The sequence below is a fragment of the Anaeromicropila populeti genome, assembly GCF_900112775.1.
Lineage (GTDB): Bacteria > Bacillota > Clostridia > Lachnospirales > Lachnospiraceae > Anaeromicropila_A > Anaeromicropila_A populeti.
Map to the genome: position 1 here is coordinate 321,540 of NZ_FOYZ01000003.1, position 22,928 is coordinate 344,467.

Sequence of the window (22,928 nt, forward strand, 5' to 3'; positions counted from 1 at the left end):
TAATGAAAAAGCAAGCGGGAATTGGTGCCTTAAAGCTTTCCTTGTTTCTTCAGCCGCGTATCACAGAAGATGGCTTTCTTGAATATTCCAGATTTCTTGATTCTACAATTACCATAGAGCGGCTTACAACTATTATTCAAAAAAATAAACTAGATTATGCAAATATTGAAAACGACAATATTCCTGGACAGCGTTTAAAGCAGCTTTTAGAATTCTGCAATGGCAATCAGACAGCAATTACCTGCCTGGAGCTGGCTTTTCTGGAATATATGGACAGCTCCGTAAACGATATTTTTCATATCATATCACCGAATCAAAAAAAAGGTGTTACTTTGGAAATCGCTGTCCATGCCGCTTATCCTGACAAGGAAATTTTGAATTGCACAGACGAACTGTGGGAAGCTTATCAAATTCTTACATTGATTTTGGAATATGAAGAGGCGGATGATGATTTTATTCATCACCATTTTCATGCAGACACAAGGCTTATTTCTTATTTGAATGGAGAGGATCATTTATCCTTTACCTGTCAGAAGTATATGGAATGTTTTCTTCATGGAAAGGAACTGCCTAGATCTATTTTGTATGAAAAAGAAATCGAGCAGATTTCTCTGGATGCCAGCACATTATTAGATACCACCGATGACAATCCTATTATTCACATTACTGGGAAAGCTTCTTGTGGTAAAAAATTTACTGCAAAACATATTGCAAAGAAAATGAATGTTAATCTGCTATTTTTTGATTTCTCCGCATTTACTGATAGCAATGAAACACTTTGGATTAACAGGCTTGCCCGGGAAGTTTACTTATCAAAAGCAGCCCTTTGCCTGTATCAGATAAGTCCCCCCAATGAAAGAGTGCATCTTATTGTAAAAAAGATAGCCCAAAAGCTTGCCTGCTTTCACCGTCCTCTTTTTGTTCTTTCTGATGAAACCTTGAAAATTGTTCCATTTCTGGACAATATGATATGTGAATTTGAAATCAAAAAGTTGACCCCACTACAAAGCTTTAAAATCTGGAATGAATTTTCTACACTTTACTTGGCAGACAAGAAAATAAACAGCAGTGAATTATCTGTCAAAATGAATATACCAATTGGGTACATAGAGAAAATTGTCAAGATTCTTTCTTACTCCAGAGAAGAAACACTAGACGAAGGATCTATTTCAAAAATCTGCTACCGCGTCCTAGATGATGGCCGTTACACCGATATTAAGCCTGTCAGCGCAGAATATACGTGGGATGATTTAAAACTTCGTTCTCAAGAAAAAAATATTCTATTGGATATTTTCCATCAGGTTAAATACAAATTAAAGGTATTTGAAGAATTTGGACTTTCCAGGCACTATCCATATGGAAAATGCGTTTCCGCATTGTTCTCAGGACCACCAGGTACTGGAAAAACAATGGCGGTTCATGTACTTTCTAATATGCTTAAGCTGGAGCTTTATAAGGTTGACCTGTCAAAAGTTATTGATAAATATATCGGAGAAACCGAAAAGAGACTGGAAGAAATTTTTATGAAAGCAGAACAAAGTAATATGATCCTATTTTTTGACGAAGCTGATGCCATTTTCGGAAAGAGAAATGAGGTTACAGATTCCAAAGATCGTTATGCCAATACGCAGGTATCATATATTCTTCAAAGAATTGAAGAATTTGACGGAATTGTAATACTTGCAACAAACTACAGAAGCAATATCGACGCAGCATTTATGCGCCGTATCCGGTACGAGATAAAATTTACAATGCCGTCTGCTGAAATCCGCAGGGAAATCTGGGAATCTTTATTTCTTCCTGAAATTCCTGTTCACTTTATTGATTTTGAATACCTTGCAGAGCAATTTGAATTTTCTGGTGCTTTAATTAAAAATGTTTTCTTAAATGCTGTTTTTAAAGCTGTTTCAGAAAATAAACCATTGGATATGACTCATATTTTGCAAAGCATTGTGAATGAATATGAAAAAATGGGTAAAATGATTGTTTCAGAAGATTTTGGTTCATACTCTCATTTAATCTGGAGAAGCTGACAAAATAGGGTGCTGCCAAATAGGTGATTACTCACTTATTTAGGCAGCACCCTGAAATACATTGGGCTGATTCAGCTTTACAAAAGGATTTCTTTTTTCATTTGAATAGATAACCGAATTATCCGACTTCTTTTTTTGAAGAGCTGGATTTTTGAATTTGTTCAAAAACAAATTCTCCCTCATGTTGTTTCTCCCTATTTTCACAATTTATGCTTATAAATACTCTAGCAATGCCTTCTCATTTAAAACCTTCACGCTCTTTCCCTTTATTTCAATAATGCCATCTTCCTTCATTTTCATAAGTTCGCGGGAAAGAGAGGGCCTTGCCACACCCAAATAATCTGCCATTTCCTCTCTAGTCATAGACAAATTGATATTGTTATTTTCCGCAAAGGATTCACTTAAAAATCTAGCAATCTTCTCTCTTAATGTACCGCAAGACATTAGTTGCAGTTTTCTGTTCAGCATATATGCCTTATCAGCCATAATGGAAATCAGATTATATATTAATTTTTCATGATGCCTGCAATTATTGGAACAAGACCGATAAAAAAAGTGTTTGGGGATCTGCAATACTCTTGCATACTCGGACACTACACCATACACCTCATAGTGCTTGTGCTCCATAAAAAGATATACTTCTCCAAAAATATCTCCCTTACGCTGAATCTGTGTCATAATATTCCGCTTTCCGAAATTTGTATCTTGGCAAATCGTTACACTGCCTTCCAGCAAAACAAATAATCTTTCTGGTGCGTCAAATTGATGAAAAACTATTTCATCCGAACAATAGGTCTTTATCATTGCTCCACTGCACTTTAAGCATTTTTCAATTTCTTCTTCCGTCATACTGCAAAACAAGCGTGATTCCTTCATATTTTCCAATATTTTTCATCCTCCCTGCATAACGCTGCCCTAATACGTCTTACCTTAAGCCATCAAGGGGCTTATTCAGTTCATCTGTTCCTTCTAAAACAAACCGGCCATTTTCAATAATGACCATTTTATCTCCTGCTTTTGTATATACTGCAATTTCCCCTAATTCATCATATGGAATGGTTATGTCCGTATGACAATTAAAATATGCCTTTTCAATATCTGTTTTTCTCTGACTGGAGCATTCATTTTCTCGCGCAACAATCTCTTTCCCATCCGGATTATACACCTTATGATCCTCACTCATTTTATAGCAGGTGTCCCCTACGGCAAAATGTGGTCCTGTTTTTTCTGCTATCAAAATAGGCAGCAGATGGAAAATCTGAAATCTGTGTCCCATGGCGTATGCTGTTGTGTTGGTTCCGATTGCAAATTCTCCAATGGGAAGACTCTTATGCTGGCATAACAGGTTTTCTTCTAAAAACTTCAAATTTTTCTTTTTCTCAGGGAAATTAGAACAGTTATACTCCACAATCATACCATCACGAAAAACCAGATATAAACCTTTATAGTCTAGATCATTCAGATAAACCCTGTTCACATGTAAAACTCCTTCTGTTCCTGTCAGCTTAGGAGACGTAAATACCTCTCCCACTGGAATGTTAACATCTGCCAGACAGTTTTCAAAGTTGGTTTCCTTTTCTGGATTTTCTAATTCATGAAGCATAATTTTTATATCGGTCAAGTTATTATCTCTTCCCTTTACATGGACATATTCTCCTTTGTCCAGACAATCAATCAGCTTTTGTTGAATAGAACGGTACAAATCAATATCCAGTGTATTTACCTTTACTGTCTCGTCAAAAATCTCTTGAAAATCAGCCCCTATTTCCGGAATTGGACACGCCATTATGGTAAAACTTGTCTCTTCCATTTTTACATACTCGTTTAAAATCAAGCTGGCTTCTCGTTCATAATAAACGGTCAGTTTCTGCTGCTTTTCGGAAAGGGTAATTGCATTTTCTTTATCTTCCGCTAAAAAAGGATGTTCTCCGAAGATTTCTAAAACTGCTGGTCCAGCATATTGGGATGCCAATTCCTTATAATGCTCAAATCCCTGTCGGTATGTTGCCAGCTTCCGCTCCACAAATCCCTTATCAAAATATAAACCGTTATCAAACCTGTGATCATATTCGTATTGCCTGTTTGCCGAAGTGGCACAATAACCTATTTTTAAATTTCTTTTTTTATGAATACTGCTGACTGCCTCGTAATAAATGGCAGGTTTTAATCCCATTGCTTCAAACTGTTTTACTGCTTCTCGGATTATCCTTTCAAACCCAATGTTATAGCGGATATTTACGACCGACTTTTTAGACAAATCAATCTTATTATTTATAAATCCTACCCGGTAGCCTTCTGTAAAAGTGCGTGCCAGCTTTATAACCGCTTCTTCTTCCAAGCCATTCAAATACTCTGCAATCTGTATCTCATTTTTAGAGATATAGCTTCCAAACCGATATAAATATCTTAAATCCGTCAAATCACTGTTCATAATAATTTCTGTTGCAAAGGAAAGCTTAGGATCCACCATTTCCCGAACCCGGTAATCCATTCTAATGTCACAGTAATCACTGGCATAATAATAAAGTGCCTCCTTTGCCTGTTTATATGCCGTTTCCTCATCCTCTCTGTAGTATCCGTAGATTTCAAGAAACAACTCCATTCCAATTGTAATATCAAACAGCCTTTGTGCAAAAGCATAATGAATCAGCCCCTGTAATTCTGTAAATAGGAAGCATAATAGCTTACCATCCTTTTTTCCAAGTATTGATGCCGCATAATCGGGATTTAAATAACTATATTCATAGCTGACTCCCTCTATTCCATCACCCGTCATATAAGCATACAAGGTTTTATTCCATTTTTCCAGTTCTTCCATTGAAAGGGATTTTATCTCACCCGAGTTTACCAATTTGTAAACTTCCTTTATATTCTTTAGGAAACCTGCCACAATCAAAAAATAACCGCAATATACCGCGTCTTGTTTCTCCTCCTGCCAGCCATCCAAAAAAGTCTCCAGCAATTCTTCTATTCTATCCATTCCCAGTTCATAACGCTCACGAACTGCCTCATTATCTTCCATAATTTCCTCTAAGTATCCCAATTCCAACTTCCTTTCTCTTCTACTTTATTGTCTGTCTTCTATCAGCTTTCCTGCTTTCACACTTGGTTCAATAAAATGTTCCAATGCATAATCCCACAAATCTTCAGAGCCTTCTTTCGTTGAACTATTCCGTTTTATCACCTGAGAAATTTTTATTTCATGTTCTTCCCATGCCTTTCCATTGGATGCATGATTTAGCATGGTAGGCTGTATTTTATCCAATGCTAACGCAAACTTCGCCTCATTTGTCTCTGCACGCTCAAATTCCTCCCACAATTCTCTCATATATACCGCTTGATCCTTAGGAAGAAGATTAAAAATCCGGTTGGCAGCTTTCACCTCTCGCTCTCTTTTTGTCTGATTTCCTGCATCATCATATGCGTAGGTATCTCCTGCGTCAATTTCAATTAAATCATGGATCAATACCATACACATTGTTCTGTATGGATCAATCGGTTCATTGGCATGTTCCTGCAAAAGCATGCACATTAATGCCAAGTGCCATGAATGTTCCGCATCATTTTCCTTTCTGCTGGAATCTGATAAATAAGTTTGTCGTCCAATTTTTTTCAATTGATCCATCTCTTCTATAAAATGCATTTGCTGTTCTAGTCTGCTCAATTTCACATCTCCCTCATCTTCTTTTATTCTATGTAAATTCTAGTCCAACTCTTTCCAACTTGTCAAGCCTTCAATTTGTTAACTGATACACTTTGACATGAAAAAAGGTACAAAAAGCTTGAAAGGATTTATCTTTCCGCATTTTTGTACCTCTTGGTCTATTTCTTCTAGTATTTCATTGGTATCATATCCATATAATCCTTCACTGATGCACCTTCCAAAAATAGATTAATAATTTGCCGTCCTAATGGACTAAGTTCATCCGTATTATATTTCTCCAGCTCCTGCTTAAAAAAGTCTGTTAAAATTTTTGCTCCAGCATCATAGCCTTCTTTTCCTACTTCCTGCTGAGTCTCTGGTTTTAAAAATGCCCTTCTGATGTACTGGCCATCAATTTTTAATGATTCCAAACCAAATCCCAGCAACGGACAACGCGCTTCTACCAGATGCTCTGGTTTGAATCTGGCACTGCCCCGGCGTGCAATATATTCCCTGGCAATCCATTGTGGCATAAAGCTGACCTCATAGGCTCCAATATGCTGATTTGGGATTAATACATATCTTGTTCCCGTAGAACTTGCAATCTGCTCCAGGAGAAGATTGGCCTGAGTAACCATTTTTCCTGTGGCAAATGGCCAATAAGAGCCAACTCCTTCACTGGTCATTTCCAACGAATCAATAATACTTGGATTGTTAAATCCTCTCGGAGCCACCAGACGCCACAACCATGCCAAGGCTGGCGGCAGCACGTGGAAAATCCCCAGAATACCATAAGATGGATTTTCCTTTGTACAGGCAGGAGTCCGCACGCCAAAACTTCTTACGTCTACTTCTACTGGGCTGTCAATGGCTTTTGGAACTAGTTTTCTTGGTAAAATAACTCTTGGATTTGGACAAGGCTTTCCACTCTCATCTAATGTGTGTTCCCACACCAGACAGGTTGCTCCTGGCACACCCTGAATATTTAAAAATACTAGTGGTTCTTCTGGCTGTGTCAGTATTTTTTCATACTGTGGAGAGGAACCATAGCTTTTAATATTGTCCAAGCGTAAAAACCACGCTGATTCTGCATCCTTAACAACCAGCTTCTTACTGTCATTCTGCATAGCCGGATGGCATAATGCCATATCATCGGTTACAGGTAAAAGCTCACAGGTTTCATTTAGTACCAGATAATTTTTTTCATCAGTTATAATATTCCTGCCTAATACAACTCTTCCTTCGGATTCCTTATGAATATCTTCAATCATTTCACTTTTTCCGCCTCCCGAAGCTCCTTCGTGCATGATTACGATTTCATTGTCGTAAGGTGTAATCACCTTTACTGTAGACGCATGTGCTGTTATCCAGCCTTCCTCTTCTCCTATGTTAAGCAAAACTCCGTAAATACCTTTTTTGGCACTTGGTCCTGGATAAAGGTTATAGGAAAATACCTCATGCAGCTCATCCAGGCGGTTATGGATAACAATCTGTTTTCCATCAAAATGGGTGTGTCTGAATGGTGGTGCCAAATACACAATTGCTCTTGGACGAAAATCAGAATCCAACTCATCTATATTTAAAAAACCTTGTAAATCCGCAAGTCCAGCCGCAAAAAAGCCCGCATTGGCTGGTGCAATTAAAATAGAGTCATATCCGTATTCTAACCCACCGGACTTAAATGGAAAACAAATCAATTCTTGTTCTTTTAGCCAATCAAAGGTATCTTTTCGTAGTAATTCAAAATCACTGCTATAAACATCTTCATATTTAGGCTTATCGGTATCCTTCTTATCTGCAACCAATAAACAGTCTGGATCACGTCTTCGCATATAATCATCCAGATAATTTACCACAACGCCATTTTTACATTTTGTAACGGTTGCCTCTAATACCGTTCCTTTTCCTTCCACTTCATATTCCACAGGAAACAATGTATTTTCCCCATTTCCCATAGCAAGCCTCAACAGCTCTTCTCTTGTCTTTGGTATGGTAACTCCTTTGGAATGAGTGACAATATCAAGTACATATTCTGGTAAATTCATTTTATTTGCATTTTCTTCCATCTTCTTTTCCTCCAATTCACATACTATTAGTGTATCTAAAACTAGTCTAAGTATTACACAGATTCTATTTTTTATTTACCAAGAAATCGCACTGTATTTCCTGGTAAATAACAAAGTGTGGGTTCCACACACTCTCGCGATTTTAATCAACTATAAGGAACACACACTTTGCCGCAACCTGTGGGTGTGGCTGTCCTTTAGCCACAATATTCCTTACCCACACGTGTGCATCATCCTGCACCCTGTTTTTTAGGGTGCTTTTTTATGTGATAGGAAATGCAAAGCAATTTCCTATCACATAAAAAAGCCAATACCCACCTGAATCATGGATATTGGCTTACTTACAACTTAGATTATCTCTATTTTGTCTTGTCTTCCAATCTTATTTTACTTTACATATCTCTTCTAAATTTTTATCAACTGTTATTACAATAATCTTTTCACCAGTTTTTGTACTGACATCTGAGTGAGTGCTGATTATGGCTACATCTATCACTTCTTTGATCAATGTCTCCAAATATCCTCTTCCACCTTCAAATAATGATGTCCTTACTTTTTTATATAATTCTACACCTTGTGCATTATCCGTTAACTTTTGTTCGGAAAGGCTTAGAAAACCTGTTAATCTAACTACCAACATATCATTAATAATATATGTTTTTATAGTCTTTGGTCCTCTCCCCATATATTCTATCTCAAACTTACTGACTATCTCACTAATTTTGGCTTCCAACTGCCCCTTTGTCATAAATACACCACCTATTTCGTACGATGATATCATAAAATGCATGGCATGTCAATCATTTTCTTGGAGAGGCTTTTTCCCTCGTATGCAGTCGTTCTTCCTGTGTAATCCTTCTACGAGTGCAATAGAAATGTCATATTTTTTATTAAAGTATCATGGTAATATGTTATAATATCTGCTGATGACTATACATATACTGAAAAAAGTAACGCAATTCGATCGTTAGTTAACGTAAATACTACATTATCAAAAATTCTAACTAATACCAGTGAAGTATCTTTACTATCAGCTGAATTTGGAACTTCAAGTAAAGAAGCATTATCTCAATATACGGGAGATATTGGCGTTAGTTAGTTGCACGATTTAGGTAATTCACCATTGACATTAAGTGAGTGTATTGTTGGATCTTATACGCTTGAATTTGATTAACTTACATATGCACAAGCAGCAACAATTTTGGCAGCAAAATCAAGTTATAGCATTTATAGTTCTATAGTTGCAGCAACATCGACAACTGTACTTTCAGCAATTGTATGTGAAGCATTGGTCATATCAGCAACAATTCCCGCTGCATGTATAGGAATGTTGTTTGCTTAGGATGGGAGAGGAAAAATGGGACAATTATATTGTATTTAAATTATCTTTAATATAAAATCTTAAAGCTGATGTTCTGCAACAAATACCTGTTAGCTGAACATCAGCTTTTTTACAAATTCAAAAAGAAATTATTAATTTAAAAATATTCTTATATGTAATATAATAAAATAAAACTAGAAATACAACAAATGAAAGTAACATATGTAATACATATGAACTTTTCTTATGAATAATTTTATGTTTACTAATTCGAGCACACATACTACTAATTATTAATAACATTATGAAAATACAACAATATCTTGTTAGGTTAGATTCTAAATGTAAACAAAAAAACGCCAGAGTAAACCAAATACATGCATTCTCTATTATCAACCAAAATGAGCAAATTAAAGACTTTAGTTTGGGAATCAATATAAATATCCTCCTTTTAATATTATTATTTACATTATATTATAGCTATCTTCTCAATAAATCAATACAAATTTTCCATATTATAATATTTTTTCCTATAATTTATTTTTTGTTTTTTAAATCCATAGTTCCCATTACTATTCTTTTCATTATCTCAAACTTCCTACATAGATTTTAACTATATACTTTGAGGATTAATATCTGACAGTTATTCAGTTATCGAAGTTCGGATGTCATGCTACTTAATGTTTTGGTTTTACCTCATGTCTTTACTTTAATGCACAGCATTTCAGCAATTTTTCAACTACTTTACAAAAAATTATTTATTATTTAAAAAGTAATTCCATTTATACTAAAAAATATGCGTTGCTCATGGTATCCACAGCAACGCATATTTCCCAAACTACTAACAGGTTATATATCCATTCACTAATGGCCCAACCCCTCAAACTTACAAAAATTTATTTCTCATTAATATAATTCATCAAACCACCTGAAGAAATAATTTTCTGCATGAACTCTGGAAAAGGCTGTCCTTGAAACTGTGTTCCCTTTGTCCGATTGTAAATCATACCAGAATCAAAGTCTATCTCCACCTGGTCGCCAGCATCAATTCCTTCTGCCGCCTCTTTACACTCAATAATAGGAAGTCCAATATTAATCGCGTTACGATAAAAAATTCTGGCGAAGGTTTCTGCGATTACACAACTAACACCTGCACACTTGATAGCAAGCGGTGCATGCTCTCTAGACGAGCCACAGCCAAAGTTTTTCGCTGCCACAATAATATCTCCTGCTTTTACATTTTTCGCAAAATCCCCGTCAATATCTTCCATACAATGCTTTGCCAATTCAAATCCATCGGATGAATTCAAATATCTTGCTGGAATAATTACATCCGTATCTACATTATCACCATATTTAAAAACTGTACCATTTGCTTTCATTTCAAATCCTCCTAGTTTTCAGATCTTATGTTCTATTCACATTCCTATAAACCTAATTCCTCTGGCTCCGATATCTTACCTGTAATTGCACTAGCCGCAGCAACTGCCGGGCTTGCCAGATACACTTCCGACTCCACATGTCCCATTCTTCCTACAAAGTTACGGTTTGTTGTAGAAACTGCCCGCTCCCCTGCTGCCAGAATGCCCATATGACCTCCTAAACAAGGTCCGCAGGTAGGTGTACTTACAACTGCACCAGCTTTTATAAATGTCTGGATTAATCCTTCTTCAATCGCCTGCAAATAAATTGCCTGGGTAGCTGGGAAAACAATCGCACGCATTCCCTTTGCCACATGTCTTCCTTCCAGAACCTTAGCCGCAATTCTCAAATCGTCGATTCTTCCATTGGTACAAGAACCAATTACAACCTGATCAATTTTTACATCACCAGATTCCTTCACTGTCTTTGTATTTTCTGGTAAATGAGGAAATGCCACTGTAGGCTCTAACGTACTCAAATCAATCGTAAAAACCTCATCATACTCCGCATCCTCATCTGCCTCGTATACCGTATAGCTTTTTTTAGAATGTTCCTTTATATACGCAATTGTCAAATCATCTACTGGAAAAATCCCATTCTTAGCACCTGCTTCAATTGCCATGTTTGCAATGGTAAAACGGTCATCCATTGTAAGATTTCCAATGCCGTCTCCTACAAATTCCATAGATTTATACAATGCTCCATCTACGCCAATCATTCCAATAATATGCAAAATAACATCCTTACCACTTACCCATTTATTCATTTTTCCAGTTAAAACAAATTTCATTGCGGAAGGCACCTTAAACCAGGCTTTTCCTGTAATCATACCAGCTCCCATATCAGTACTTCCAACACCTGTTGAAAATGCTCCCAATGCTCCATAGGTACAAGTATGAGAATCTGCACCAATACAAGTTTCCCCTGCAACAATCAGTCCTTTTTCTGGTAACAAAGCATGTTCAATTCCCATTTCTCCCACTTCAAAGTAATTCGTTATTTCCTGAGCCATGGCATAATCCCTGACACATTTACAATGCTCTGCCGATTTAATATCTTTATTTGGAGTAAAATGATCCGGAACAAGTGCTATTTTGTCCTTATCAAATACTGTTTTTTTATTTAACTTCTCAACCTCATGTATCGCAACCGGACCTGTAATATCATTGGCAAGTACCAAATCCAAATCCGCCTCAATTAATTGTCCTGCAACAACCTTCTCAAGCCCCGCATGTGCTGCTAAGATTTTCTGCGTCATCGTCATACCCATAATTTTTTCCTCCATTTTGCTTACTATGTTCTTGCATTTTTCATTTCTATAGTATAACATAAAAATTATTATAAATAAAATATATATTATCTATACTTAATATAACTACAATTCATATTACGGAGAGATGAAATGAATACAAATTTAAGCCTGTACCGGATTTTTTGTTCTGTTGCAGAACATAAAAACATTTCAAAAGCTGCCAGCGAGCTGTACATCAGCCAGCCTGCCATTAGTAAGGCAATACAAAAATTAGAACAGAATCTGGGAGTTACTTTATTCCATAGAAATTCAAGGGGCGTATTATTAACTGCTGAAGGAGAACTGCTTTATCAGCAAGTATTGTTTGCTTTTCAGGCATTGCAGAAGGGAGAAGAGGATTTAAAGAAAATACATGAGCTTGGAATTGGACAGCTTCGCATCGGCGTAAGCACCTCGTTGTGCAAATACCTGCTGCTTCCCTATTTAAAAAGCTTTCTGGAGCGATACCCACATGTCAAAATTACCATTGACTGCCAGTCCAGCCTTCATACCATTAAGCTGTTAGAGGAACGAAAAATAGATATTGGACTAGTTGGGAAACCAAAACATCTTAGACAATTAACTTTTCAGCCAGTTGCCCAGTTAACCGATGTATTTGTGGCAACCCAGACATATCTGGATAATTTAAAGGTTCGCAGCATGGATACAAAAACAGACTTTATTAAACAGGGAAATGTAATGCTTTTAGATGGAGAAAACCTTACCCGCCAATATATAAACGAATATTTGCAGGCAAATAAAATAGAGCCAAACCAAGTGCTTGAAGTGAACAATATGGATTTATTAATTGATTTTGCCAAAATTGGAATTGGTATTGCCTGTGTCATAAAGGAATTTGTTCAGGCAGAACTGGACACTGGGCTATTAACCGAACTAAAGCTAAACAGCCTCATTCCCAAACGGGAGGTAGGATTTGCCTATGATGCTTCTTCCTTTATGACTCAAACTATGAAATGGTTTCTAGACCATGTTAATGAACACCAGTAATACAGTTTTTATTTGGTTCCAGTAGAGCCAAACCCACCTTCACCACGAACCGTATCCTGAAGTTCCTCCGTCTCTATGAACTGAGCAGTGAGAAATGGAGCAATGACCATCTGGGCAATCCTCTCCCCATGCTCCACTTCCTGGGCACTGATTCCATGGTTATGAAGAGCCACCATAATTTCTCCACGGTAATCTGCATCCACAACCCCAACCTTATTGGCTGGCGCCAGACCTTTCTTAGAAGCAAGTCCACTTCTGGCATAAATAAATCCAGCATAGCCAACTGGAATCTCCATGGCAAGCCCTGTTTGAATCAAAACCGTCTCACCTGGTTGTATCACTGCTGTTTTTTCTATACAGGCATATAAATCTGCTCCTGCTGCAAACTCACTTCCATAGGTTGGAATCATTGCCTTTTCATTTAATTTCTTAATTCTGACTTCTTGTAACATTCTTTTGTCTCCTTCTGATTATTCTTCCCATAAAATAATTCTGCCAGCCTTTAAACTTTCTGGCACCCTGATAATTCTTTGATTGGAAGAACCTCTAAACCTTAAATTTAGATTTTTCAGCTCTTCTATAAATTTTCCATCTACTAATACATCAAGACAGGAAAGCATTTCTGTTGTTTCCTGCCATTTTAAACACATATCCTTCAAAATATCCTGTTCAAAATCATAGCCTGTATAGCACCAAATACTTTTTTCTGGAAATCTCTTTCTTACCTCCTGCAAGAGAGGAAGCAGCCCCTTCTGGTTTACATATTCAAATGGCTCTCCTCCCAATACAGTTAAGCCCTTCACAAAATCTTTTGACAAATACTCCAGCACCTGCTCCTGTGTTTCCTTTGTAAATACCTCCCCATAGTGAAAGTCCCAGGTCATCTGGTTAAAGCACCCTTTACAATGATGGGTACAGCCACTGACAAACAAGGAAACACGAACTCCTGGTCCATTAGCAACATCTATTCTTTTGATATCTGCATAATTCATCGGTACACCTGCTTCTCATATCCTGATACTTTATTTTTTCAGGATTTGTTTATTTTCATACATAATTTTATCTGCTCTTGCCATAGTTGCATGCAAATCAATATCCAGCATCTTATTGAATTTTGCATATCCCTGTGCAATCTGCATTTTACTATAATCATACGGTCCCTTTAAGCTTTGCAGCCGTTCCGTAATTTCTTCTGCCAGCTTTCTGTAATTTTCCTCTGGACAATCCTTTAGTAAAACACAAAACTCATCCCCGCCAATCCGGTAACAATTTCCCAATTCTCCAATAGTGTCCTGCAAAATTTCACTGCACAAAATAATATAGTAATCTCCCACACTATGCCCGAATTCATCATTAAAATACTTCAGATTATTCAAATCATACATGCCGATTCCATAATGAACATACTCTTTTTCCTCTAGTTTATCCAGCAGATTCATATAAGCCGCCCTGTTTTCCATTCCTGTCAGCGCATCATGGTAAGCAACAATCTTAATCTCTTCTGCCTCATGTCCTGCTTTAATCAGCTGGAGTGAATTCCTTATGCTTAGGCTTCCCAGAATCATAACATAAATCAGAACCGTAAGCCTGCTGAGGGAAATCGTTTTTGTTCCTGCGTTCTGATAATAATTTATAATATCCATTACCATAGATACCAACATAAACAGCACTACAATAATATTAATCCCTGCCATTTTCCGTTCCTTCGCATTACCAGATTTTAAAATTTTAATAATTTCAAATAATGACACAACTATAGTCGCAATGAAAGTAAAATGAATTAATACAATTGTATGTTTAAAGTCTTCCACATAAAATGCCTTTAGCATAATGATGAAAAATCCGATTGCCAGATTTAACTTTCCGATATAGTCCAGCAAACATTGATTTTTCATATGATACGTCAGCTTTACAAAACGATAATATGGATAAGGTATTACTATTAAAACTAAGTAGGCTAGTTGACTAATTGCATAGTGATGTCCTATAAAGATAGGCATAATGTTGGTTTCTACCATGGACCACACAGCCAGTTCAATCGATAAAACACCCATACATAAAAAATTTTCTGTTAATTTAAATTTGTTCCGGCAGAATAACCAGATAAAACAGATTTCTATACCTATGATCAGCATTATAATAGAAATCGATACGTCACCTGACTTTTCTAGCATAATTTTTCTAACTACCTGAATTTTTTCACCAAGCACAAACTTTGGAAGGATTCCAGAATTTGCTTTATAATTAGACATCAGAGAAATCTCTATCTTTTGTCCAGCGTATTCATCAGAAAGCTGTACAAAATGCCATCCGCTTCCTGGTGTTAAATTCCTGCTATCATCTGCTATCCCAAAATAATAGATAACCTTTTGATTTATTTTTACTTCCACAATCTGATGTGTCGTTAAGAAGGCAAGCACATTGTTATTATCCAGATTCTCCGGCAGTGTATTACCAATGATAATCGCTTTCCCTGAATCAGCCGGTACCCTGTCTGGCAGCTTTGAAATTTCTATTTCTCCTTTTTCATCTAGTATTTTCCATCCTGTTGTATAGTCCTGAATTGTATTATTGTGTTCTCTCTGGATTTCTGTATTGTTTTCTAAAAACATACTTCCCAATAAGACTATTGCTGTAAAAATCAACATAAAATAAAAATATAACGGTTTTTTCATGTCTCAACTCCTTACTGTGTAAAAAGCCCAATCCCAAGTATTTATTTTAACACCTATTGTTCTGTTGGTAAACTATATTTCTTATAATTTATATATTCTTAAGGTCTGATCATTAAATATGTAATTGCTTTCATACTATTCTTTTTTACATTTTTTTATTCTAATAAAATCCATTTTTTTACTTGTAAATTTTTTTAAATTCCTCTTGCTTTTTCTTTATTTGTCTGTTATAATAAATATTGTATTTTGGATGTTTGTTTTGATTCACATATTTTTGTAAGTCATTAACACGTTTGATGTCTTACAAAAATATGTGATTTTTATTTACACCCCAAAATATAAATAATTATTATCAGGAGGTATCTTTATGAACAAAGGTACAGTAAAATGGTTTAACGAACAAAAAGGTTTTGGATTTATCACAGACGACAATAACGGAGAAGATGTATTTGTACATTTTTCAGGTATTGTAGCTAATGGCTTCAAGTCATTACAGGACGGACAAAAAGTAAGTTTTGAATTAACTCGTGGTGATCGCGGAATGCAAGCGGTTAACGTTAGCGTTTTATAGTAAATATTTTTTGACTTTCTTACAAGAGGCAGCCACACTAACGTGTGACTGCCTCTTGTTTTCTTCTCTTCTCTTATTTTAATTTACCATTTCATATAATAAGTTGTAATCGTCTTGATTAATTGCCCCATCCCGATTCATATCAGCCCGGACATTATAATAGCCAAATTGATAATACCTTGCATATGCCTGTACTTCATTACCCATACAGTTGATGTCCATTGAATCCAACACACCGTCCATATTCAAATCGCCTATGATGGCATCGCAAACTGGCAGATTATCAATATATTCTGACTTGTCTACACCAAAACTATAATTTGTACTAACCAGGCAGGAGCTACATATTCCTGTGTATGCGGGATGAATGGGTGCATACTCCGCAGCCGTCCGCAAGAAATATGTTTTCCCTGCCATCTCCGTATCATTGTCATCCCACGTAGCATCAATGAGAAGCCATACGTCATTTAGTTTTAAAACATCCCATGCATGATTATAGTTCAGTACAGCGCAATTAGGAATACCTATTTTATCCAGTAACAAAGACATTGCGAGTGCGTACCCTTCGCATACTGTCTGGTTCCCTAGAAATAAAGAACTCATACAATGATTTTCTGGTGCATACATATCCGCAGAATCATAGGTTACTTTATTGGTAGCATAGTTATATAACGCATAAATTTTCTGATAGTCACTCATACCAGCCTCAATGTAAGTATCTACTGCATATTGTATTTCCTGCTCCACTAAAGAAATAGAAAACGGCTGTGTATTAAAGGCGGCCAGATTATCTTGAAATACCGTTTTCAAAGGAGAATTCCAGTTCACGTAATCTGCCCTTGTGGTGATCGAATTTAGTGACGTCAAATTACATCCTGTAAATGCAAAAATGTCAATATCAGTAATATTGGCTGACAAATTAATGTTTTGCAGATTAACTGCGTTTAAAAATGCATTGCATTCTATAGTAGTAACACTATTTGGAATCGTAAAATCAGTATCTGCTTTTTTAGGCGGATACCATGCTAGTTTTGTTTTATCGGCATTATAGAGAATACCAGATTCACTGGAGAAATTAGCATTACCCTGCTCCACTTCAATTGTCGTCAGATTGGGAAACATTCTTTGAGAAAAGATACATGTCTGGTCACCTTCTTCACCAGTATAGATAGCTGGAATTACTAATGTTTGTATATTGGGACAGATTTCTAAAGCATCATCATCACATTTTATAAATGAATCAGGAAATTCCATTGTTTGGGCAGGATTCTTCTGTGGAAAACGCAGCAATATTGTCTGAGCTTTATTATATAAAATACCATTAATGTCACAATAATTTGTATTAGTTTCACTCACCTCAATAGCCTCTAGATTGGGCATCTGCATAAATGATCCATCAGCAATAAACGTAATATTATCACCTATGTTGATTTTAGTAACAGTAGTATTTTTTAATAATGCAAACTTAGTAACTTTTGAAATATTATATGTAACACCATTTGATGTGAGCTGTTCTGGTAAAGTTACTTCTGTTTCACTTCCTGTATAAATATATAACTCACCGTCCGTACTGAATTTCCATTTTCCATCCTCTGAAACGATAATGGTTGCCGCAAAAACCTTATCTGCATAATTGTAAAAGCGGAGCAAGCTTGTATTATTTAAGCAGCCTGCAACGACAAGTACTATGGCAGAAAATAGAACAAATCTGAATTTTTTACTTAAAACTTTCATTTTTTTATCTCCTTTATCTCTCTTTTGTTCTTATATTGCAATATAATTAGATACAATACTCTATAACGTAAATAAAATCAATACATTTTATAAATTTGTTCACATCTTATAAAAAATGTAATATAACGCACAATTTTATTAATATTTTTTACAACTTCATAATATCAACTTTAAACAAGAAATAATTGTTTACTGTTACCTCCCTCTGGGTTCTTAAATACTCCATAATCAACTCTGACATTTCCACATTGATTTCCTTCCTTACCCTGCATGTCCGGTATCCGTCATAGCCGCCTGCTCCGCTGGCGCGATAGCTGTTCATACAAACTTGATAAAACGCATTTTCCTCCACTGCTTTCCCCTCATATAGAATTTCAGTAACCCGCTGCCCCACTGGCCGGTTTACCTGAATTACATATTGAATACCTGCAAAATAGTCGTAATTATAATGCTCCTTTTTAGGATTTAAAAAGGATTGAGAAATACAAATTCCATTCTCATCCACTGAAAAATACTCTGCGGTTCTTTCTAACCCTTCCTTCAATAACTTTCCACTTACTTCCAGTACAACAAGCGTATTAGAGTAGGGATAGTTGGTCATAACCTCCCGCACACTTACTTTCTCACAAAATCCAGCTATTTCATTTGCAAGACTTGTACAAGAAATTTGTGCGCCGGAATAATAAAGCTGAATTTGGTTAATAAAATCAGCTATCTCTGATCCATACAGTGCCATATCCAATTTATCTCTAGGAACCAGTTTCTTATTCAGACTGCCAATTGGATTATCCAGCCATATCTGAACCTGTTCTTCTGTTTTTCTCACTATATCTGGAACTACTGCTATACACTTACTCCCAGCTTTCCGGATTTCAGACTGAATCCGCTTACCTTGTTCATCTACCTGAACTTCCATATATAAGTAGTTTGCAGCCTTATCTGGAAGCTGAACCACATAGGTTCCATGTATTATTTCTCCTTCAATGGTCATATGCTGATGTGCAGACAGCAATATATCAAAATCCAGTTCCTCACAGATTTTCCATCCTATATTCTCCTTGGTTTTTGACACTAGTTCACCTGTTTTTAAATTCCGTTCAAAACCTCCATGATATAGACAAATGGTAATATCCGCTTCTTTGCGTACTTGTTCTAGTGCCTTTCTGGCTGCATCCAACGGTTCTGTAATCTGAATACCCTTTAGATTTTCTTCTTTTTCCCAGATGGCTACAAACTCTGTAACAATTCCAATAATTCCTACACGCAGGCCATTTTTCATTTTGTGGACTACATATGGATGACCAATACTTCCTGTTCCAGATTCTTTCACGTTTTCACAAACGCAAACAGCCTTTAACGAATTTATATACTCATTTAAATAGTCCATTCCATAATTAAAGTCATGATTGCCAATTGTTACAAAGTCATAACCCAAAGTATTTACAAGCTCTGCAATTGGCTTACTGGAATGTAAGACCTTTTGACAATAAAAAGTGAAGGGGGAGCCCTGTAACATGTCTCCTCCATCTATAACCAGTGTATTACCATCCTTTTCAAAATTGGCACCACAGTGCATTAAACCTATATCTTGCTTTTCCGTTCTAGTGTAATCAGTTGGAAATAAAAAACCATGCACATCAGAGGTATAGAATAACTTTAATTTTTTTTCTTTCAATTCCTTTTCATCCTCTCGCCAGTCTTACCCTTATTTTTGTAGAAAAAAATTCAATGATTAATATACAAATTATCAATCCTGTTAAAATAGCACCCACTTCATTCCAGCGATAAGAACTCATGGCAAAAATCAGCGGTGCCCCAATTCCTCCTGCTCCCACCAAACCCAGTATTGTTGCATCACGAAGATTCATATCAAACCGGTAAATAACCGTTGAAATGAAATCTGGTGATAGCTGTGGAATGATTCCATATCTTATTTTTTGAAATGTATTGCAGCCACTGGCATCAAGCGATTCAATTATCCTGACATCCAGATCCTCAATCGTCTCAATAAACATTTTAGACAACATTCCTATGGAACATACAGACATAGTTAAAACACCAGCAAATGCACCGGGCCCTGTAACGCGTATAAACATAAGACCATAAATGAAAGCCGGAATGGTGCGGATCGCCATGATTACCCAGCGAACCGCCAGTGCAATTGGTTTTGGCACGATATTCACCGCAGAAAAAAAAGAAAGGGGAACTGCCAGAACGGCTCCCACAATGGTTCCTAAAAACGCTATACATATGGTTTCCAAAACTAAATAGGAAATTCCTGTTTTTGTAAAATTAAAGAGCAGCCGCCGATCAGGATGAAAAATCCCTGATATAATATTTTTTGCAATATCTAGTCCATTGTCTGATACTCTGTTTATCTGAAAGGTAGAAGAAGACCATCCTAGTAAGATTGCCAACAGGAAGGTAACTCCCACCTTGTAAAACCAGCTTGATTTTTCCTGCTCCAATTGTTGTTTTATAGCTTCACTCATCTTATTATCCTCTCTATGTCAGTTTTTTACGAATATAATAGCTGATTCCTTCTATTAAAAACACTGCCATAAAAAGAACTAGTAAAATCATTCCTACGCTGTCATATTCACGCCATCCAATTTTTTCATTTAGAATCAGCCCTAATCCACCTGCTCCTACATAGCCAAGAATAGACGCATAACGTACATTTCCCTCCAGACAAAATAAACAAGTAGAACAATAGGCGGGCAGTACAAAAGGCACAACTGCTGTGAGAAAGGAATAGAACCGGTTTGCTCCCATCGCCTCCATTGCCTCAAAAGCGCCCATATCAACGGTTTCTATCTGCTCATATAATTGTTTTCCTACATAGGCAAATGTAAATATGGAAATAGCCGCCATTCCTGCCATTGTTCCCAATCCAAATATGTACGTGGCTATTAATGCTGTAATTAAAGTCGGCAATGTACGAATAAGGCTTAAAAACAGCCGTACAGTCATTAAAATCCATTTATTTTTCACTATATTGCCTGCTGCAATAATGGAAAAAGGGATTGCCAAAATACTTCCCAGGAAGGAACCTAGCAAGGACATTTTTATAGTATCCAAAAGGGGCTGTATTATTTGAGAAACATAAGCTGTTCTAGGGGGAATCATCTGATTCAGTATCACAAAAAACTCATTTCCCCGATTCATTAATGTAGAAATACGAAAACCTGTAATATGAATAGATAGTATCATCATGAACAGCAGCCCTGTAAGAATCAAAGGAATTCTTGTAAAACGTTCCTCCACTGTTTTCCCACTGGAAAGAACCATCTGTTTTGGTGGAAACACCTTATCATACAGCCTCATATAATTCCTCCACACCTTCTGGCATTTCTTCCCCGTAAATGCCTGCCAAAACAGCTTTATCCACAGAAGAAGCCTTCCCATCAAATACAATTTTACCAGAGCGAATCCCTATGATTCGCTCTGCATATGCTAATGCTAATTCAACGTGATGAATATTTAGTAGAATTGTAATATTCAGTTCCTTGTTTATTTTTGCAAAATCCCCCATAACCTGCCTTGCTGTTACAGGATCTAATGCTGCTACTGGCTCATCTGCCAGAATAATTTCCGGGTGCTGTGCCAATGTCCTTGCCAAAGCAACCCTTTGCTGCTGTCCTCCTGAAAGCTGGTCGGCGCGCATATACGCCTTTTCTAAGATTCCAACCTTATCTAACGCTTCCAGTGCATCTATTTTCTCTTCCTTAGTAAAAATTCCAGGAACAACTCTCCAGAACGGCATTGCTGGAACCTTTGACATTAATACATTTTTTATAACGGTTGTTCTTCCAACCAAATGGAAGGATTGAAAAATCATTCCGATCCCTCTTCTAAAGCTTCTCAGCTTCTTTCCATTTAACGATGCTACATCTGTTCCATTTACCTGCAATGTTCCTGCTGTTATTTCGTGCATACGGTTGATAGAACGCAGTAAGGTTGATTTACCAGCACCAGATAATCCGATGATTGCAACAAATTCCCCCTGCCCGATGTGCAAAGTCACATCATCCAAGCCCTTTACTCCATTACTATATTCCTTTGATACATGGCTAAATTCAATCATCTATTAACTCCTGTTATTGTGCATTTAGTGTCTGAATTAACTTTTGAGCCGCACGTTCCTGATCATAATCAGATTCTTTTGCTGGCTGATAGCCTTCATGACTATAAATGGAAATGACTTCTTTTCCTGCGTCAGTACCTGCAATTTGAATAAATGCATTTTGAATTGCTTCCTTTAGATCATCATTCATATTTTCAGATGACTTGCTGACACATACTGTATCATTATAAATAGCAGGGGTCACACCAATTACATTGGTTTCTTCCCATATAGAAGCAGTTCTTCCGTACTCACTGCCCCACTTTTCTGTATAATCTCTTCTTGCATCTGCATAAGTCAGCATAATATCAACTTGACCTGAAGCTAAACGCGCCATGGCACTTCCATAAGAATCGGATTGTACTGCAAGAGTCAAATCCGTAATACTATGTCCATACTTTTCTTGAAGCCAAAGTGCTGGATAAATGTATCCTGCTGGAGAAGAGGATGACATAATACTCCAGCTGGCACTATTCAAATCCTCCCAAGTCAGTTCTTCCCCTGCATTTACCTTTGCCGCCAGCTCCTGTCCCTTTTCAGATGGTCCTGCAATAATAAGTGACCGATAAGAAACTGCCTGCTGATCCGATGCCTCTGTAGCGGTACCATCGTTCCAGTCTTTTGGAACTTCTGAATCTTTGTTAAGGCCAGATCTGGTTGCTGTTAAAATTACTTCTGCGCCATCGTCATACAATACATAGGTACCTCCTGGAATCAGTCCAATATCTGCTGTTCCTGCTGAAAGGGCTTCCCCTACTGCTTCATAACTTGTTCCAACGCTGATTTCCACCTGGCCAATTTCAAATCCCTGATCTTCCAGCTGCTGCTTTAATAAATCTTTTAGTGGCTCCGTAGCGGTAATTATTTCCTCTGGCTCTCTGGACGGAACAAAATATACACTTAGTTTTTCAATACTTTTATCCTCTTTATCTGACTTACATCCTGTAAATGCTGTCACACATAGTAACAGAATGAATACCACTGTCCATTTTCTCATGCTCATACCTCATTATTTTTTAGTCATTTCAAACTCACTTT

Annotated in this window: 21 protein-coding genes; 4 read left to right on the forward strand and 17 right to left on the reverse strand. The window is 36.7% G+C overall.

Annotated features, from left to right (window positions below; all coding sequences use genetic code 11):
• The first annotated feature begins 2 nt into the window (after nt 1–2).
• Nucleotides 3–2,033: an ATP-binding protein gene (locus BM305_RS05545; protein ID WP_092559704.1), complete on the forward strand. Its 2,031-nt coding sequence runs from the start codon at nt 3–5 to the stop codon at nt 2,031–2,033.
• Between the two features lie 39 nt (nt 2,034–2,072).
• Here the strand turns inward: BM305_RS05545 and BM305_RS19595 are convergent, their stop codons facing one another.
• From BM305_RS19595 to BM305_RS05570, 6 genes are all read right to left on the reverse strand, one after another.
• On the reverse strand, nt 2,073–2,198 hold the full coding sequence (locus BM305_RS19595) for a hypothetical protein (protein WP_272481943.1): 126 nt from the start codon (nt 2,196–2,198) through the stop codon (nt 2,073–2,075).
• Nucleotides 2,199–2,246: 48 nt separating this feature from the next.
• A complete protein-coding gene (locus BM305_RS05550) occupies nt 2,247–2,909 on the reverse strand; it encodes a Crp/Fnr family transcriptional regulator (RefSeq protein WP_242940472.1) in 663 nt (220 codons plus the stop codon).
• A gap of 49 nt (nt 2,910–2,958) precedes the next feature.
• Nucleotides 2,959–5,076, reverse strand: coding sequence for an aminopeptidase (locus BM305_RS05555; RefSeq protein WP_330393426.1), 2,118 nt, complete (start codon nt 5,074–5,076; stop codon nt 2,959–2,961).
• Nucleotides 5,077–5,100: 24 nt separating this feature from the next.
• Complete coding sequence (locus BM305_RS05560; RefSeq protein ID WP_092559706.1) at nt 5,101–5,697, reverse strand: HD domain-containing protein; 597 nt, start codon at nt 5,695–5,697, stop codon at nt 5,101–5,103.
• A 167-nt stretch (nt 5,698–5,864) separates the two neighbouring features.
• Nucleotides 5,865–7,742 (reverse strand): DUF4914 family protein, encoded by a 1,878-nt coding sequence (locus tag BM305_RS05565; protein WP_092559707.1) that lies wholly within the window; start codon nt 7,740–7,742, stop codon nt 5,865–5,867.
• A gap of 382 nt (nt 7,743–8,124) precedes the next feature.
• Entirely contained in the window at nt 8,125–8,490 is a 366-nt protein-coding gene (locus tag BM305_RS05570) for a Na-translocating system protein MpsC family protein (protein WP_092559708.1), read from the reverse strand.
• 453 nt (nt 8,491–8,943) lie between these two features.
• On the opposite strand from BM305_RS05570, the gene BM305_RS18900 reads away from it, so the two are divergent.
• Complete coding sequence (locus tag BM305_RS18900; RefSeq protein WP_177214563.1) at nt 8,944–9,084, forward strand: hypothetical protein; 141 nt, start codon at nt 8,944–8,946, stop codon at nt 9,082–9,084.
• An 875-nt stretch (nt 9,085–9,959) separates the two neighbouring features.
• Here the strand turns inward: BM305_RS18900 and leuD are convergent.
• Together leuD and leuC are read right to left on the reverse strand one after the other, a co-directional pair.
• Nucleotides 9,960–10,445 carry a 3-isopropylmalate dehydratase small subunit gene (leuD, locus tag BM305_RS05575; RefSeq protein WP_092559709.1) on the reverse strand — a complete coding sequence of 162 codons (486 nt, stop codon included), beginning with the start codon at nt 10,443–10,445 and terminating at the stop codon, nt 9,960–9,962.
• Nucleotides 10,446–10,489: 44 nt separating this feature from the next.
• Entirely contained in the window at nt 10,490–11,755 is a 1,266-nt protein-coding gene (gene leuC, locus BM305_RS05580; RefSeq protein ID WP_092559710.1) for a 3-isopropylmalate dehydratase large subunit, read from the reverse strand.
• Between the two features lie 132 nt (nt 11,756–11,887).
• On the opposite strand from leuC, the gene BM305_RS05585 reads away from it, so the two are divergent.
• Nucleotides 11,888–12,784 carry a LysR family transcriptional regulator gene (locus BM305_RS05585; RefSeq protein ID WP_092559711.1) on the forward strand — a complete coding sequence of 299 codons (897 nt, stop codon included), beginning with the start codon at nt 11,888–11,890 and terminating at the stop codon, nt 12,782–12,784.
• Between the two features lie 8 nt (nt 12,785–12,792).
• Here the strand turns inward: BM305_RS05585 and dut are convergent, their stop codons facing one another.
• From dut to BM305_RS05600, 3 genes are read right to left on the reverse strand one after another with little or no spacing between them, the layout of a single operon-like run.
• A complete protein-coding gene (dut, locus tag BM305_RS05590; protein WP_092559712.1) occupies nt 12,793–13,236 on the reverse strand; it encodes a dUTP diphosphatase in 444 nt (147 codons plus the stop codon).
• Nucleotides 13,237–13,254: 18 nt separating this feature from the next.
• A complete protein-coding gene (nrdG, locus tag BM305_RS05595; RefSeq protein ID WP_092559713.1) occupies nt 13,255–13,776 on the reverse strand; it encodes an anaerobic ribonucleoside-triphosphate reductase activating protein in 522 nt (173 codons plus the stop codon).
• Nucleotides 13,777–13,806: 30 nt separating this feature from the next.
• Complete coding sequence (locus BM305_RS05600; RefSeq protein ID WP_092559714.1) at nt 13,807–15,459, reverse strand: GGDEF domain-containing protein; 1,653 nt, start codon at nt 15,457–15,459, stop codon at nt 13,807–13,809.
• Nucleotides 15,460–15,826: 367 nt separating this feature from the next.
• On the opposite strand from BM305_RS05600, the gene BM305_RS05605 reads away from it, so the two are divergent.
• Nucleotides 15,827–16,030 (forward strand): cold-shock protein, encoded by a 204-nt coding sequence (locus tag BM305_RS05605; protein WP_092559715.1) that lies wholly within the window; start codon nt 15,827–15,829, stop codon nt 16,028–16,030.
• Between the two features lie 78 nt (nt 16,031–16,108).
• Here BM305_RS05605 and BM305_RS05610 read toward each other — a convergent pair whose 3' ends face one another.
• The 6 genes from BM305_RS05610 to BM305_RS05635 all read right to left on the reverse strand — a co-directional run bounded on the left by BM305_RS05610 (nt 16,109) and on the right by BM305_RS05635 (nt 22,887).
• The gene (locus BM305_RS05610; protein ID WP_092559716.1) at nt 16,109–17,764 is read right to left on the reverse strand and encodes a leucine-rich repeat protein; all 1,656 of its coding nucleotides are present in this window, start codon (nt 17,762–17,764) and stop codon (nt 16,109–16,111) included.
• Nucleotides 17,765–17,912: 148 nt separating this feature from the next.
• Nucleotides 17,913–19,439, reverse strand: a complete 1,527-nt coding sequence (locus BM305_RS05615) for a bifunctional metallophosphatase/5'-nucleotidase (RefSeq protein ID WP_092559717.1) — start codon at nt 19,437–19,439, stop codon at nt 17,913–17,915.
• Nucleotides 19,440–19,446: 7 nt separating this feature from the next.
• Nucleotides 19,447–20,256, reverse strand: a complete 810-nt coding sequence (phnE, locus tag BM305_RS05620) for a phosphonate ABC transporter, permease protein PhnE (protein WP_092559718.1) — start codon at nt 20,254–20,256, stop codon at nt 19,447–19,449.
• A gap of 13 nt (nt 20,257–20,269) precedes the next feature.
• Entirely contained in the window at nt 20,270–21,091 is an 822-nt protein-coding gene (gene phnE / locus BM305_RS05625; RefSeq protein WP_092559719.1) for a phosphonate ABC transporter, permease protein PhnE, read from the reverse strand.
• The gene (gene phnC / locus BM305_RS05630; RefSeq protein WP_092559720.1) at nt 21,078–21,851 is read right to left on the reverse strand and encodes a phosphonate ABC transporter ATP-binding protein; all 774 of its coding nucleotides are present in this window, start codon (nt 21,849–21,851) and stop codon (nt 21,078–21,080) included. Before phnC ends, phnE (BM305_RS05625) begins: the two co-directional genes overlap by 14 nt.
• Before the next feature lie 13 nt (nt 21,852–21,864).
• Nucleotides 21,865–22,887, reverse strand: coding sequence for a phosphate/phosphite/phosphonate ABC transporter substrate-binding protein (locus BM305_RS05635; RefSeq protein ID WP_092559721.1), 1,023 nt, complete (start codon nt 22,885–22,887; stop codon nt 21,865–21,867).
• Nucleotides 22,888–22,928: the final 41 nt, after the last annotated feature.